13 protein-coding genes and 1 pseudogene are annotated in these 15,505 nt (G+C 45.4%); 5 read left to right on the top strand and 9 right to left on the bottom strand.

All coding sequences use genetic code 11. The features are described 5' to 3' along the window. Window positions 1-346 precede the first annotated feature (346 nt). Entirely contained in the window at window positions 347-3,328 is a 2,982-nt protein-coding gene (locus G632_RS21435; RefSeq protein WP_022770273.1) for an EAL domain-containing protein, read from the bottom strand. A 198-nt stretch (window positions 3,329-3,526) separates the two neighbouring features. Between G632_RS21435 and G632_RS0115170 the strand changes: the two genes are divergently transcribed. From G632_RS0115170 to G632_RS0115160, 3 genes are read left to right on the top strand one after another with little or no spacing between them, the layout of a single operon-like run. After that, window positions 3,527-4,003 (top strand): DUF2975 domain-containing protein, encoded by a 477-nt coding sequence (locus tag G632_RS0115170; protein ID WP_022770272.1) that lies wholly within the window; start codon window positions 3,527-3,529, stop codon window positions 4,001-4,003. 17 nt (window positions 4,004-4,020) lie between these two features. Then, window positions 4,021-4,233, top strand: coding sequence for a helix-turn-helix domain-containing protein (locus G632_RS0115165; RefSeq protein WP_022764961.1), 213 nt, complete (start codon window positions 4,021-4,023; stop codon window positions 4,231-4,233). Between the two features lie 2 nt (window positions 4,234-4,235). Then, window positions 4,236-5,756, top strand: a complete 1,521-nt coding sequence (locus tag G632_RS0115160; protein ID WP_022770271.1) for a DUF4153 domain-containing protein — start codon at window positions 4,236-4,238, stop codon at window positions 5,754-5,756. A 65-nt stretch (window positions 5,757-5,821) separates the two neighbouring features. On the opposite strand, the gene G632_RS0115155 is transcribed toward G632_RS0115160, so the two are convergent. From G632_RS0115155 to G632_RS0115135, 5 genes are all read right to left on the bottom strand, one after another. Then, window positions 5,822-6,640, bottom strand: coding sequence for a transporter substrate-binding domain-containing protein (locus G632_RS0115155; RefSeq protein ID WP_022770269.1), 819 nt, complete (start codon window positions 6,638-6,640; stop codon window positions 5,822-5,824). Window positions 6,641-6,710: 70 nt separating this feature from the next. Next, entirely contained in the window at window positions 6,711-7,451 is a 741-nt protein-coding gene (locus tag G632_RS0115150) for an amino acid ABC transporter ATP-binding protein (protein ID WP_022770268.1), read from the bottom strand. A gap of 18 nt (window positions 7,452-7,469) precedes the next feature. After that, a complete protein-coding gene (locus tag G632_RS0115145) occupies window positions 7,470-8,144 on the bottom strand; it encodes an amino acid ABC transporter permease (RefSeq protein WP_022770267.1) in 675 nt (224 codons plus the stop codon). Continuing rightward, window positions 8,137-9,531 carry an MATE family efflux transporter gene (locus tag G632_RS0115140; RefSeq protein ID WP_022770265.1) on the bottom strand — a complete coding sequence of 465 codons (1,395 nt, stop codon included), beginning with the start codon at window positions 9,529-9,531 and terminating at the stop codon, window positions 8,137-8,139. The genes G632_RS0115145 and G632_RS0115140 overlap by 8 nt, the downstream gene beginning before the upstream one ends. Before the next feature lie 194 nt (window positions 9,532-9,725). Next, complete coding sequence (locus G632_RS0115135; RefSeq protein WP_022770264.1) at window positions 9,726-11,054, bottom strand: DUF2130 domain-containing protein; 1,329 nt, start codon at window positions 11,052-11,054, stop codon at window positions 9,726-9,728. 234 nt (window positions 11,055-11,288) lie between these two features. Here G632_RS0115135 and G632_RS0115130 point away from each other — a divergent pair, with 234 nt between their 5' ends. Both G632_RS0115130 and G632_RS0115125 read left to right on the top strand, forming a co-directional pair. Next, window positions 11,289-11,768: a cyclic nucleotide-binding domain-containing protein gene (locus G632_RS0115130; RefSeq protein WP_022770263.1), complete on the top strand. Its 480-nt coding sequence runs from the start codon at window positions 11,289-11,291 to the stop codon at window positions 11,766-11,768. Between the two features lie 24 nt (window positions 11,769-11,792). Next, entirely contained in the window at window positions 11,793-12,935 is a 1,143-nt protein-coding gene (locus tag G632_RS0115125) for an aldo/keto reductase (RefSeq protein WP_022770261.1), read from the top strand. 102 nt (window positions 12,936-13,037) lie between these two features. On the opposite strand, the gene nadE is transcribed toward G632_RS0115125, so the two are convergent. The 3 genes and pseudogenes from nadE to G632_RS22620 form a co-directional block, all read right to left on the bottom strand. After that, on the bottom strand, window positions 13,038-13,778 hold the full coding sequence (nadE, locus tag G632_RS0115120; protein ID WP_022770260.1) for an NAD(+) synthase: 741 nt from the start codon (window positions 13,776-13,778) through the stop codon (window positions 13,038-13,040). Continuing rightward, window positions 13,765-14,976 (bottom strand): nicotinate phosphoribosyltransferase, encoded by a 1,212-nt coding sequence (gene pncB, locus G632_RS0115115; protein ID WP_026512625.1) that lies wholly within the window; start codon window positions 14,974-14,976, stop codon window positions 13,765-13,767. Before pncB ends, nadE begins: the two co-directional genes overlap by 14 nt. Before the next feature lie 312 nt (window positions 14,977-15,288). Beyond that, window positions 15,289-15,498: pseudogene (locus G632_RS22620) on the bottom strand (adenylyltransferase/cytidyltransferase family protein); the annotation flags it as partial. Between the last annotated feature and the right edge of the window lie 7 nt (window positions 15,499-15,505).

Genomic DNA, 15,505 nt, shown 5'->3' with positions numbered 1-15,505 from the left:
ATGAAAAAAGCTTGCACAAGGCGTTATTCCCTACGAAAATCTGTGGCAAATCCACACTTTACTGCCTCCGGGACATGAGAAAAGCTTGCACAAGGCGTTATTCCCTCCGAAAATCTGTGGCGAATCTGCACTATATCGCCCACGGGACATGAAAAAACCTACGCAGCATCTCCAAAGCCCCAGCTAGCCGATCCCCCAACATCCCAGCCCCGCTTAGTGACCAATACGCGCAAAAAAAGAAGGAGGCAAGGGACAGTACGCTGAGCTCTGTGCTCGGGCAGCCCTTGCCGCCTTCTTTATTTGTGCTACAATTCATTTTCTGCGGGGCAGAGATGTTATGCTCTCCTCATAACTTATACCTATTCTCCCCAAACGCCAGTTTCTCAAAATCCGCCGCAGGTACCGGCTTCGAGAAGTAGTATCCCTGAACCATCTCGCACCCGTGCTCTTTCAGGAATTCAAGCTGGTCGCCGTTCTCTACACCTTCGGCTACTACCATGAGCTTTAAGCTCTTGGCGATGTCGAGGATCAGCTCGATCATGCGGATGTCTTTCTCCTTACGCTCCTCGGGTTTTTCTATCTTGTCGATGAAGCTCTTGTCGAGCTTTAAGATATCAACAGGCATTCTGGAGAGCATATTCAGCGATGAATAGCCTGTTCCAAAGTCGTCCATCTCTATGATGTAGCCGCGGCTCCTTAAGTCGCCGACTACTCCGATGATCTGATCAGCATCATCCGTGTAGGCTGACTCCGTAACCTCCAGATGGAGCGCAGCTCTTGTAATGCCATTCCGTTCAATGATCTCATCAATATTCTTGATCAGATCCGGCTCAAAGATATCAATTCTGGAAAGGTTGACAGAAACAGGTATTGCTATGCCATACTTCTCTTTCCACTCACCTATCTGCCTTGCAGTTTCATTCCAGACATATTTATCGATCTGTCCAATCTGTCCGTTTCTCTCAAAGAGATTTATGAAAGTTCCGGGAGGTATCATTCCCAGATCATGGTGATTCCATCTCACCAGCGCCTCTGCGCTCTGCAGAATAGGCGGATCTGCCTGAACATTATATTTGGGCTGATAGAAAACAACAAATTCATGCTGCTCAAGCGCATACTTAAGGTCATTAGTAAGCTTCTGCTCGAGGATTTCTCTTTTCCTCATCTCCTCATTAAAGACCATCATCCTGTCATGATGTCCGCCTCTTACCATGCTGCTGGCGGTCCTTGCCCTGTCAAATAGTTCAATCGGACCAAGATCTGGCTGATAGGGCATAACACCCATCCTGATGCGTATGCTTACATTTTCGGAAAAGACATCCACAGCCCTCTGAAGTCTTTCATAAATTCCCTTGTAATCATCAGTGTGCAGACAGTAAATATAGAATCTGTCGGCTGTGGATCTGCAGGCGATTCCATCATTCTCACCTACATAAGCCTTGACCTCTTCACCAAGTGCGAGCAGGACTTTATCACCGAAATCCCAGCCATAAATAGCATTTACTACATGAAACTGTTCGATGTTTATTGCAATTGCATCAAGCTTATAATCATGATTTTCATTGTGCATTCTGTTTGCATATTCAAAGAAATAGTTCCTGGTATATAGCTTGGTCAGAGGATCCAGCTCTGTAGCATCGATAAGTTTCTGCCTATCCAAAGCCTTTCTATCCGAGCGGACCTTTGCCACCGTAAGAAGAAGCATGATAAACAGGATGGCTGCTGCCACAGCCAGGAATGACGCGGCATTGTCCTGAAGGTAATCTTCAAATGTGACTTTATCGGTAGAACTTGCAAATCGTGACAGGTTGATCTTAGTTTCACTTGAATCTGTGAGAACAACCAGTTTATTCATGATCGAATAAAGCTCACTGTTTCCTTTTTTCACCGCAAAGGCAAATTCCATGTTCTGTCCCGTTGCCAGGAGGGATAGCTTGTAGCGCCTTCTAAGTCTGTCAACCAGCGTTATTCGATAGCTGTTTACGAATGTACAGTCCGCATCTCCCGTATAGACAGCTCTGTAGCACTCTTCAAGTGTCGGCTCAAATACGATTTCCCAGTCAGGATAATTGTCTTTTATAAAGACCTCAAAATTGACGCTTCCTGACAGAATTGCAGCCTTAACATTCTCATCAGTGAAGATATCTTTAGGATTTCCGGGTTTTACAACAGCAAAGATCTCGGTTTCCATTAAGGATTCCGTGCTAAGCAGTCCCATATTCTCAGCATCTGACGGACTTATATTAATTGGAGCTGCAACATCTATTTCTCCGTTTTGCAGAGCTGATAGACAACCCTGTGCAGTAGCGTAAGGCACTGTCTCAAATTCTATCTCAGTATCCCTGACCTTATCAGGCACAAGTGTCAGGAAGTCTCCCAGGGCACCTGTCAAAACACCTCCCTGGTCTGCAGAGAAAGGCATGTAGTTATTTCTGTAGCCCACCCTGATCTTTCCATGACCGGAGAGCCAGGCGATTTCTTTTGCAGTAAGATATGTATTAGTCTTTGCGGACCATATATATTTCTGAAGGAGCTTCTGGTTGTAATATGGGTTCTCATTCTGGATCTTCGCCATGGCTGAGTTCAGCTCTTTTATAAGATCCGTGCGACCTCTGGTCACAGCAAAAAAGCTCTCGGAGGAGCCAACGGAACAAACAGGCACGCACCCTTCCCTGTTGCCGTAGGATTCAACGGTTACATAGGCGTCTATTTCGCCCTTTTCAAGCATTTCAAAACTATCATCCACAGATGCATCCATGATCTCTAAGAGATTGATCTTGACACCTACATTCTCAGCCCACTTCTTGATATATTCGGCCTGCATACTGTCTTTATCAGCTGCAAATACTTTTCCGTTAAATGTATTTATATCTTCAAGACTCATTTTGTCGTTTCCGGCTTTGATGAAGATATAGTAAGTCTCCGATGTCATCGGAATCCTGGAGTAAAGGATATCCTCTGCCCTTTCTTTGGTGTAGGAGACATCGCTGAGCATGTCGATCTCACCGTTTCTTAGCATCTGTAAGAGTTCCGGCCATGTTCCATCGACATATTCGTATGTCCAACCGGTATAGGCTGCAATCTTTTGCTGATAATCGTAGGCAAGCCCCGAGCGCCTTCCAAGCTGATCAAGGTGGCAATAGGTCGATTCAAACCAGCCAACGCGGACTATCTTTTCCTCGCTGGCATTTACTTTTGCCGTAAAAGACATAAAGACAGTTCCAATCAGAATAACTGCAAGCAAAGCAATCGCAGTCATCCGAAGGACCTGTCTTTCAAGAATACTTCTATGTGATTTGTGACTCTGATTCGGTACGTGAATATTCATACTCACCTGTCGCCTAAAGAAAGTACACATTATTACATTCTAATTTTAACACAATAGAGTGAACTAAATTATTAAACGTCCATAAACATTACAAAGGCATCGAGTTGCAAAAAATATTTATCGATTTACAATAAATTTATATTGCATTTCGAAAAAAGACGTGTTATAAACAAAATATACAAGTACTTGGAGGACAACATGGATAACAAATTGAATATTTTCGTTAAGACTATCTTGGATATGTGCTTCTACTTTGGACTTTTAGCAGTTGCATCTGTCCCCTTCACCCTGAGATACTCAGTTCAGATGACGATCCGAACATTGGGTGAGCAGACAGAATACGCAGCCATAGCCGATCACTTCTGGTATGCAGTGGTTTCGATCATGGCTGTAGGAGTCTTCACACTTCTCATACTCTTCGAGCTCAGGAAAATGATGAAGACAGTAATTGATGATGACTGCTTTGTGGAAGCCAACGTAAGGAGCCTGTACCGAATGGGCACTTACGCATTTATCATCGCAGGCATCAAGCTCTTTAGATGCTTCGTATATTTCACCACCGCTGCTGTGGTCATCGCCGGTGTATTTCTTTTCGCAGGACTCTTTAGCAAGGTTCTTGCAAGAGTCTTTGACAGAGCAGTGAAATACAAGCAGGAAAATGATTTAACCATTTAACGGGGCAGGTGAAAGATATGATCGTAATAAACTTAGATGTCATGATGGCTAAGAGAAAGATGGGCCTTACGGAACTGGCCGGCAAAGTCGGTATAACCCTGGCCAATTTATCCATCCTCAAAAACAACAAAGCAAAAGCCGTAAGGCTTGAGACCCTTGATGCAATATGCAAGGCACTTGAATGTCAGCCGGGAGATATCCTGGAATATGTTGACGAAGAGGAGAACTAAGTATGGATACCAATACAAATCAGGTCGTAAACCCGCAGATGGGCACCGTGGTTCAGATGCAGCCCGTGGCAAGAGGAAACGCCGAGCACTTTAAAAAATACGGACTTTTATCTTTAGTCTTCGGACTTATCTACGGATTCTGCCTTTACAACAACCACTCAAGCATCACCTACCCAATATTCATGGTCTGCGCTCTTGTTATTTTGAAACTCATAAGAGCCAAGGATGGCTTATCCCTTATAACAGACTGCAATGGTAAAAGAGCTTTAGGAGTCTTTTACGTAATTTCCCTATTGCTGCTCTCAGTGCACAGATGCCTTACAACAAGCTTTGCCCTGAACTTCCTTGAAAGATGCGCGATCTTCCTGCTGCTCTTTAGCTACATCATTTATCTCTACGCAGACACAACAGGATTCGATATAGGCGCATGGGTGATCAGCTTACTCATCACTTTTATTAAGCCTCTTGAGCATCTTCCAAGCCCTGTTTCGGATTACAAAGCTTTGAAGAAATCCAGAGCATCCGAAGAAATCAGCGACAGGAAGAAAACCGTAAACGCTGTGCTTCTTGGCCTTGCAATTACTATCCCGCTTCTACTTGTGATAGTGCCGCTCCTTGCTTCAGCGGATGCAGTCTTTGAGCACATACTCGATGGTCTCTTTAAGGATATTGATATTCCCGAGTACATCTTCCACTCAGTAATGATGCTCTGCACAGCTATAGTAGGCTTCTGGTGTGCTTATACCATTATCACCTCCATGGTAAAGCAGGAGCTCAAGGTAAAAGTAAGGGGCGAGGGGCAAACAAATCCTGTTATAGCCATTACCTTTACAAGCATTATCGGACTTGTTTACATCCTGTTCTGCGCGATCCAGCTCCTGTACCTTTTCAGTGGAAAGATGGCTCTTCCTGCAGGCTACACCTACGCAGAGTATGCACACGAGGGATTCTATCAGCTGCTTGCTGTATGCATTTTAAACATTGTAATGGTTTCGATCTGTCAGGCATTCTTTAAAAACTCCAAGGTTTTAAAGGCTCTTTTGACAATAATCGCTGCCTGCACTTACATCATGATCGCATCATCGGCTTACAGAATGATCATGTACATAAAGGTTTATCACCTGACATTTTTAAGACTCTTTGTACTATGGTTTTTGGCAGTGCTGTGCTTCTGGCTTTCATTCCTTATCATCAGCATGTACGTGAGGAACTTCCCTGTATTTAAGGCATGCATGGTAGCCATTACCCTTGCATTTATCGCCTTCATCTATAGCAATCCCGATTACCGGATTGCAAAGTATGACCTTCAGGCAACTGCCAACAAGATTGATGAATATACTTCTGTTGCAGAATATATCGAGGACAGTCTGTCATTCGATGCCGTTCCTGCCATTAAAGATGATGCCGAAGTGCTGGCCAAATTCAAGAAGTATCATGATCATGAATATGCAAACAAGGATTTTGTAGGCTTTAGAAGATTTAACTTCTCCTACTACAGAGCTCAGAATATACTTGGAAAATAAGTTTAGCGGACACAAAAAAAGCCGGGCGAATCGAAATCGCCCGGCTTTTATAATGCCTTTATATATCAGTTGCTTGTGATATCAGCGCCGAAGTACTTGTTTGAGATCTCAGCAAGAGTTCCGTCCTCGCGAAGCTCTGAGATAGCCTGGTTAATTGCCTCTCTGAGAGAATCGTTGTCAGCACCCTTTGCAAGAGGGATTGCGTACATAGTAACTTCATCGTCCATAGCTGCAACCTTGAGCTCTGTGGTTCCTGTTGTCTTGAAGTAATCCTGAGCTGAAGTGTTGGCATTGATTGTTGCATCAACTGTTCCGTTGAGAACCAGTGTCATTGTCTCGCCGATGGTATCAACGTTTGAGCATGTTGCACCGTGAGCAATACCCATTGCCTCGTAAGTTGAACCTGCTGAGTTAGCTGTTGTCTTGCCTGCAAGATCATCGAAGGAATTGATGTCATTGTTTGAAGCAAGGGTAACAACTACAGCGTGGTCATAAGCATAAGGGTGTGTGAAATCGTATGTTTCCTTACGATCATCTGTAACGTCAACGCCGTTTGCCATCATATCGAAGGTTCCGGTTGTAACACCTGTGAGACCACCGTCAAATGCAACCTCCTGGAAATCAGGCTCTACACCAAGCTTCTTGGCAATTGCTGCTGCGATCTCTACATCAAAGCCCACAAGCTCATCTGTAGTCTCATCGTGATAAGTAAATGGTGCCCAAACACCCTCTGTAGCGATTGTGATCTTGCCTGCTGCCTTGATCCTTGCAAGGTGGTCACTTCCACCTGCAGACTCTGTGCTGCCACCGGCCTGAGCTCCACAACCTGCTACTGTAACGGCTGTAAGGACAGTCATCAGTAACATAGATAGTTTTTTTCTCATAATTTTTACTCCTTATAAAACTTCTTTTCTTAAATTAGATTGCACAAAATTCATTTTGAATAATAATACATCAGTTTTTGGTCAAACGCAAGAACTCTTTTGTCCTATCCATCTTCGGATTCTCAAAGAACTCAGCTCCCGTGCCTTCTTCCACCACTTTTCCGTCTGCCATGAATACCACTTTTGAGGACACTTCTTTTGCAAAAGAGATCTCGTGGGTCACCACGATCATGGTCATGCCCTCATGTGCCAGCTCCCTCATAACTTCCAGAACTTCCGCCGTAAGCTCAGGATCCAGTGCCGATGTAGGCTCGTCAAAATAAATAATATCGGGGTCCGTCGCCAGGGCTCTTGCTATTGCAACTCTCTGCTGCTGACCACCCGATAACTGGCTCGGATACTGCCCTGCATAATCTGCCATTCCGACTTTCCTCAGAACTTCAAGCGCCTTCTTTTCAGCTTCCTTGGCATGCACATGTCTTGCTGAAGTAAGGCCAAGCGTCACGTTGTGAAGAACTGTCTTGTTGGCAAAGAGGTTGTAGTTCTGGAACACAAAACCCGTCCTCTTTCTGATAGATGAAATATCATCTCTGGAAACTTTCGGAAGATGATAGGTCTTTTCCCCAAAGACAAGGTCTCCCTCGTCGGCTTTCTCAAGGAAATTTATGCAGCGAAGAAGCGTGGTCTTGCCTGAGCCCGAAGGCCCAAGGATTGATACCACATCGCCCTTTTCAACAGTGAGGTCGACGCCCATAAGGACCTCGGTGGCGTCGAACTTTTTATGTAAATTTTTAACTTCAAGTAATGCCATATATCCTCCATAAGGAGCTTATTTTCTGACTCCGTAGCTTCCAAGAATCTTCTCGCCCTTCTTCTGCACAAAGGTAAGCACCGTACAGAACAAAAGGTATACGATTGCAACCTCGATGTAGAGCGGCAGATAGTTGTAGGACTGTCCTGCAATCTGCTTGGTTCTTGTAAACATCTCGACAACGGTGATGCTTGAGGCAAGAGATGTGTCTTTTACCATGCTGATAAGCGCGTTAAACAGAGACGGGAATGCTGTCCTGAAGGACTGCGGAAGAATGATGTGCCACATGATCTGCATAAAGTTCATGCCGACACAGTAGCCTGCTTCAAGCTGTCCTGCCGGAACTGCCTCCATTGCAGCCCTCATGGTCTCTGCGCTGTAGGCTCCCTCGTTGATGGTGAACACGATAACCGCCATGACAAAGGGGTTTGCGTGAATTCCGATAAGCGGAAGTCCGTAGAATGCCACCATGAGCTGAACCAGAAGAGGCGTTCCTCTTATGACCCAGATATAAAATCTGCAGATCTGCTTAAGGACCGGCACCTCTGCAAACTGAACCATGGCCACAAGCACCGCCAGGACCGTTGAGAGGATAAAGGCGATGATTGCCAGTGGCAGTGTGACTTTGAGTCCGAATTCCAATATTTTGGGAAAAGAGCTGATGAGCAGCTCCATTGTCTTTTGACTAATCATTAAACTTTCTAAGCTCCGAATATGCCATAGGTACGGCAATTAATAGTGATAAAACATCTGCACAGGCCTGAGCCATCTCAACGCCCTGAATTCCAAGAAACTGCGGAAGGATCAGGATCAGCGGGATAAAGCAAAAGCCGTTTCTTGCTGATGCTGTGACTGATGCCTTGAAGCCCTTTCCGATGGACTGAAGCATCATGTTGCTGATAACAATTGCGCCGGATAGAGGAGTCGACATGCACATGTAGCGCAGCGCCGTGGTTCCAACTTCCTTGGCGTACTGCAGGGTCTGAGCCGAATCAAGGTCGGCTGCTGCCTTTTCTCTGAAGAACAGGCTGATGATCTGCGGCGCGAATCTGTAGAAGATGGCGCCGATGATGATCAGGAATATGGTTGAATACTTAACGCAGAACCAGAAGCCCTCTTTTACCCTCTTGGTAAGGCCTGCGCCGTAGTTGAAGGAACAAACCGGCTGATAGCCCTGGCCGAATCCGATGAGCGCTGAGCCCATCATCAACATAAGTCTTCCGGCAACGCTCATACCGGCAATGGCTGCATCTCCGCCGATGGCTCCGGCTGTACGATTGAGGAGCAGTGTGGAAATAGCTGCAAGGCCCTGACGGAAAAGAGATGGCGCACCTCCGTTTAGTACTTCAAGAAGGTAATGCCAGTTGAGCTTGACGTTGCTAAAGCTCATCCTGATATTCTCGCCCTTGCTGGTTCCGATGAACAGTACGATAAAGCTTGTGAGCTGGCCCATCACTGTTGCGATGGCTGCGCCTCTTACCTGCATGTGGAAAACCAGGATAAGGAGCGGGTCAAGAACCATGTTCATAACCGCGCCTGACATAAGTCCTATCATGGCGTAGACAGCGCTTCCCTGGAAACGGAGCTGGTTGTTTATGACAAACTGAGCCATCATAAATGGCGCTCCAAAAAGGATTATCCTCATGTAGTCTATGGTGAACTGCATTGTTGTGTCCGTAGCTCCGAGGAACTGTGCTATTGGTGCAGCGAAAATATTTCCTACAATGGCGAAGATGACTCCGACGATTGCCGCCATGGCAAAGCCGGTGGATGCCATCTCATTAGCTTCCTTGTGGTTTCCTGCTCCAAGCATTCTGGAGAGGTAATTGCCGGATCCGTGTCCGAAGAAGAATCCAAAGGCCTGGATAATGGCCATTACCGTGAACACCAGTCCAACGGATGCTGTAGCTGCGGTGTTCACCGCCGGGTTATCGGATACTCTCGCCACAAAGAATGTATCCGCTGTGTTGTAGATTGCTGTCACCAGCATACTGATGATTGTTGGTACCGAGAGCGATAGGATAAGCTTCGGAACCGGCGTGGTTGTGAGATATTCACGCCTGTCTCTTGGTTGTTTCATTTATCTTTAGCATTCCTTTTGCACAATTTGTTTGTATGTAATCTATGGTATCACACCTGTCAAGTCTTTGAGTCAGTGGGGACGTTTCACTTTGACTCATTTTGAGTCACCGGGGACGTTTCACTTTGACTCAAAATGAGTCAAAGTGAAACGTCCCCACTGACACAAAACTGAAACGTCCCCGGTGACACATATCAATCTTCTTTCAATGCGTCGAACTTAGCTTTCATGGTAGGATTGTTCCTTGTGAGCTTTTTGACACTTACATCCTCTACCTTGCTGGTAGCAATACGCAGCTGATTATCCGAACCCTGGAGCTCTTTCTTTACCTTCTCAAGGTGCTGTATTGTCTTGTCTATCTCATCAATAGCTTTGTCAAAGTGACTGTGGGCAAGCTCATAGTTTCTGCCAAAGTCATCCTTGAACTTCATCAGGGAATCTTCGAAGTTTGAAATGTCGATGTCCTGATTGCGCACCATTGCAAGCTCCTGTTTGTAGGTAAGCGCATTTATTGCCGCGTTCCTAAGGAGAGTTATCATAGGAATAAAGCACTGTGGACGAACCACGTACATCTTGTCATACTTGTAGGAAACATCAACGATTCCTGCATTGTAGAGCTCAGAATCACTCTCGAGGAGGGATACAAGTACCGCGTATTCACAGTTCTTTTCCTTCCTGTCCTTATCAAGCTCCTTGAAGAAATCCTCGTTCTTGTGCTTGGATGCTGTCTCGTCCATCTCGTTTTTCATCTCAAACATGATGGAAATGATCTCTACACCGTTTTCGTCCGTTTCGCGGTAGATGTAGTCGCCTTTACTTCCGCTTCTTATGTCATTGTCTTTTTCAAAATATGCATTCCTGAAAGCTGTAGCCCTGAGCTGATTGAACTGGATCTCGCAGTGCTGCTCCAGGGTCTCGCCCACCATCTTAGTGGACATCTTGGTCTTTAAGTCCTTGTAGAACTCAACTTCCTTCTCTTTCTGTTCAAGCAGAACTTTACCGCGGTCCTTCTCCTGCTGAAGCTGATTCTCAAGGTCATGGGCCTTTTCAGAGAGTTCAAGTTCCGTTTCGTGAGCTTTCCTGGTCAGCTCATCGAGCCTTGCCTGCTTCTCATCCTCAACCTTCTTGACTGCCTCCATTACAGCGAGCTTCTGCCTGTCGTCACTGCTCTGCATTTCAAGAGACAGCTTGGTGTTCTTCTCCTGCTCTTTTCTCAGAAGTTCTTTGAGTTTGTCTGCTTCTGAAGCTTTCTCTTCCTTCAGCTTCTCGATCTCTTTGGTCTTTTCTTCTTTTAGCTTGTTTATCTCTTCTTCGTACTGCTGCCTGGTCTTCAGTACTACTTTATCTTCAATTGATTCCAGCTCCTTGGCATGCACTTCATTAAGGTGTTTCTGAAGCTCTTCAGTTCTTCTTGTCAGGTCTTTTTCAAATTCCTTATCCCTAATCTGCTGCACGATTGAGCTAAGCTCTGTATCATCTACCGTAAATGCCTGTCCACAATGTGGGCACTTAAGTTCTGCCATAGTTATTTCCCCCTGTTATATAGTTTGATTACCCATTGGATAATTATAACATGTTCCGCCACCTCTTTGGTGAGTCACCGGGGACGTTTCAGTTTGACTCATTTTGAGTCAAACTGAAACGTCCCCAGTGACTCACTTTACGTATTGAATAGTTATTCATGTTATAATATAAGAAATATTTATTTGTATATTATCGTACATGTCACCCTTTACTCTCAATCGGAGGATACGACTATGATGATGAAGATTCCTGCAGGCACCGTAATTATTCAGGAAGGTGAATCCAACATGGATATGTACAAGATCATATCCGGTCACGCAGAGATATACACGGGCTATGGTACTGAAAACGAATCAATTCTGTCCATCAAATCCAAGGATGATTATTTTGGAGAAATGGGACTCTTTACCGGAGGAAAGCCGGCTGTTTACACGGTTGTTGCCTACTCGGATCTTTTACTTATGCGTATCACAGAAGCCGATATAGATGAATTCATCCTAAAAAACCATGTAGACGTCTACAAGATAATGAAGCATTTTGCAGAAACCATGTACAGTATGAAATTCGGGATGGACATGGTCATGGAGGACAGGACACTTTCCAGCAACAATGCTCGTCTTAAAAAATTCTCAGGCTTTTATACAAAAATGTTTGCACAATATAACGCAACGATGATGATGGATCCAATGGCACACTTTAACCAGAAGGCATAATTTATTTTTCAGGAGGTAATGGCTATGGTATATAGAGATTTTCAAGGAATAAAGCTTTCAGGTCTCGGTTTTGGCGCAATGAGACTCCCGGTAATTGACGGTGATGACAGTAATATCGATAAGCCCAAGGCTTTTGAGATGGTGGACAAGGCCATGTCCGAAGGCATCAATTATTACGACACTGCCTGGGGCTACCACAACGGTAACTCCGAAATTGTCATGGGCGAAGCCCTCGCCAAGTATCCGAGGGAGAGCTTTTATATTGCCACCAAGTTCCCCGGCTATGACCTTTCAAACATGTCCAAGGTAAAAGAGATCTTTGAAAAGCAGCTGGAAAAGACCGGCATGGAGTACTTTGACTTTTATCTCTTCCACAATGTCTGCGAGATGAACATCAATCAGTACCTCGATCCAAAGTTTGGAATTTTCGATTATCTGATGGAGCAGAAAAAGAATGGCAGGATTAAACATCTTGGTTTTTCCTGCCACGGTGAAATGGAGACATTAAAGCGCTTTATTGATGCCTATGGCGAGCACATGGAATTCTGCCAGATTCAGCTCAATTATCTTGACTGGAAGTTCCAGGACGCCAAGGCTAAAGTAGATCTTTTAAATGAAAAGGGAATTCCCGTTTGGGTTATGGAGCCCCTCCGCGGAGGTAAGCTGGCAAAACTCGATGACAAGTTCGAAAACGAGTTAAAAGAGCTAAGACCGGATGAAGCAATTCCCGCCTGGGCTTTCAGGTTCCTTCAGAGCACAAAGGGTGTAACCATGGTGCTCTCAGGCATGTCCAATATGCAGCAGCTTGAGGATAACATTAAGACCTTCAAGGAAGATAAGCCTCTTAATGAAAAAGAAATGGCGGCTCTCATGTCCGTTGTCGACAGAATACTCGAGAGAAAGTCCATTCCATGCACAGCCTGTCACTACTGCGTGAGCCACTGCCCACAGGGTCTTGATATACCACATCTGATCTCTCTTTATAATGAACACTTTATTACAATCGAAGGCGGAGGATTCGACTTCATCGCACCAATGGCGCTTTCAGCCATTCCCGATGAGAAAAGACCTGCATCCTGCCTCCACTGCCACAGCTGCGAGCAGGTTTGCCCTCAGCAGATAAAGATTTCCGACATGATGAGCGATTTCGTTTCTGAAATCGGATAAAATGAACCCTGGGGACGGAGTCAGTGGCTCATTTTCTGACAATTATTCCAAAAAGAAACTTCTTTCTGAAAATGAGCCACTGACTCCGTCCCCAGGGTTCATTTATCTCTTATACATCGGAATAGTCTGCAGTTTGTGCAGGTTCAGTCTATGCAACCTGTCGATTTTCTCTTTTATCTCCAGGTCCTCAATCTCTCCTGTCCTTACATACTTATCCAGCATTGCATAAGTAAATCCAAGCTTGTCTTCATCTGACATTCCTGAAAGTCCGTCGGATGGAGTCTTGTGAATAAGCTCAGAAGGAAGTCCCAGCTCATCACCGATCTGAAGCATCTCGCAAACAAGGAAGTCTGAGCAGGGGCTGAAATCGCCTGCTGCGTCGCCGTACTTGGTTGAATAACCAACGTAGTCCTCGGAAGCATTGCAGGTATTAGCCACACGTCCGCCCTCGGGAAGTGACTGCGCAATTGCATAGAGTGTAGTCATTCTAAGTCTTGGCGGAGTGTTTATGATTGCGTCCTTACCGGGCTCAACGCCTGCTGCCTTAAGAGCATTCATCTCGCCCTCAAAAGCCTCAGCGATGTTGACGGTGTAATTTCTGATTCCCAGAAACTCAACAACCTTCTGTGAATCCGAGATGTCTTTTTGCTCGCCGTTAGGCATCATAACGCCTACCACGCGCTCTTTTCCCAGAGCTTTAACAAGGAGCGCTGCGACAATCGTTGAATCCTTGCCTCCGGAAATACCTATGACAGCACTGGCCTTCGGACCGTTATTCGAAAACCACTCCTGAATCCAGGATACAATATTTTCTATTTCTATTTTGGCATCAAAGCACCTCATTCTCCATCCTCCAATTTATGCATCTCTGAAGGTAATCAACGTAGTCAGGGTTCTTGCACATTCCCTTGCCTTCAACGTCGGAAACCTTAGCTACATCCTGTCCATTGCAGGCTGTTGTCTTCATAACGATGTTGAGAGCAGGAACCTTGGTATCATTTGAAATGTAGGTTCCGATTCCGAAAGCAACCTTTGCACGTCCAGCAAAGTGTGCATTGATGTCGTTAGCACGCTTGAAATCAAGGCTGTCACTAAAGAGCAGTGTCTTTGTGGCAGGATCGATGCCAAGGCTCTCGTAGTGCCCTATCATCTTCTCGCCCCACTCGATCGGATCTCCTGAGTCATGTCTTACACCTGAGAAGAGAGTTGAGAATGTCAGCTGGAAGTCACGCAGGAAGCAGTCTGTAGTGATTGCATCCGTGAGTGCTGTTCCGTTTAAGATTCCGTACTCCTTTACCCAGTAGTCAAGGGCGTACCAGTTTGAGTATGCAGGGTTGTGCTTGTGGTTACCCTGACCTACGCACATGATCCACTCGTGAGCCATGGTTCCTACAGGAGTAACTCCGTGTCTCTTGGCAAGAAGCACGTTTGATGTTCCGACAAACTTTGAGCCTGTTCCGTCGAGCTTTGCTTCCTTAAGCTTAAGTACTGCAAGCTCCTGAGCCTCAGCTGAGAGCCTTCTCCTAAGGCCGAACTCTGAGAACGCCCCGATCTTGTATGTTCCATCTGTTAAAAGAGCTATCTTCTCATCGAGCTTTTTCTCAAATGATTCCATGAGCTCCTCATAGTCATAATTCATTCTGAAGTAAACTTCGTTAACGATTGCAAGTGTAGGGATCTCATACATTGATGTGTTGAGCCAGGTTCCGTTGGTCTCGATGGAAAGTCCGCACTCAGCATCGGTTGTGATGGTGAAGTCCTCATATCTTGGGTGCCACAGGCGAAGGAAGTCAACGTAGGACTTCTTGATCCACTTGATGTTTGCAAGGTAGTTAAGCTCATCCTCAGTAAAGTTTAGGTCGCAGTAGAGATATATCTGTCTCTTGATCTCCTCAACCATCTCGGCTGTGAACTTCACGTCCTTGTTACGGCACCTGAAGGTCCAGGTTGTGGTGTAATCAGGGAAGTTGTGATAGATTGCCTGTCCCATTGAAAATTTGTACAGGTCTGTTTCAAGTAAGCTGTCAATAATTGGATTCATTGGATCCTCCTCTAATTTTCCTGTCTTAAGCAGGTAATTTCTAAATATAACATTTATGTCATCTGACAGATCCATTGGATTTTCGCGGATTTCGGTTCCGCTCACCTGCACAATGGTCCGATCCACCAGATTAAATGTATGATCCGGATAAATTGGCCCGAGCTTCTCTACATAGGAAGGCTCACCCGTATACCAGTTAAAGTGTGCGCTGTCCGGGGCTATCCCTGCGGATGAAAAGAGCTCTTTTCCCCATGCGACCCAGTTCTCGTGGGTGAAGGTACCGTCGAGGCCGATCTTCTTATCGTCGATGATGGCAACGGTAACCCTTGGGTTATCTCTGAACATCTCTTTGACGAGCTTGTAACGTACAGTGAAAGGAAGGAAGTCTTTTCCCCTGTCCTCCTGATAACCGCACACGGCGATGATCATTCTGTCATTCTCGTCTAAAGCTCTTTTTACAAGAGATTCATGTCCCTTATGAAACGGTATAAAGCACCCGAAAACTATTCCTATATTATCCATAGGCCAT

It is taken from the genome of Butyrivibrio sp. NC2007 (assembly GCF_000421405.1).
In the GTDB taxonomy this organism is placed as follows: Bacteria; Bacillota; Clostridia; order Lachnospirales; family Lachnospiraceae; genus Butyrivibrio.
This window is presented reverse-complemented; position numbering and strand designations above follow the sequence as displayed.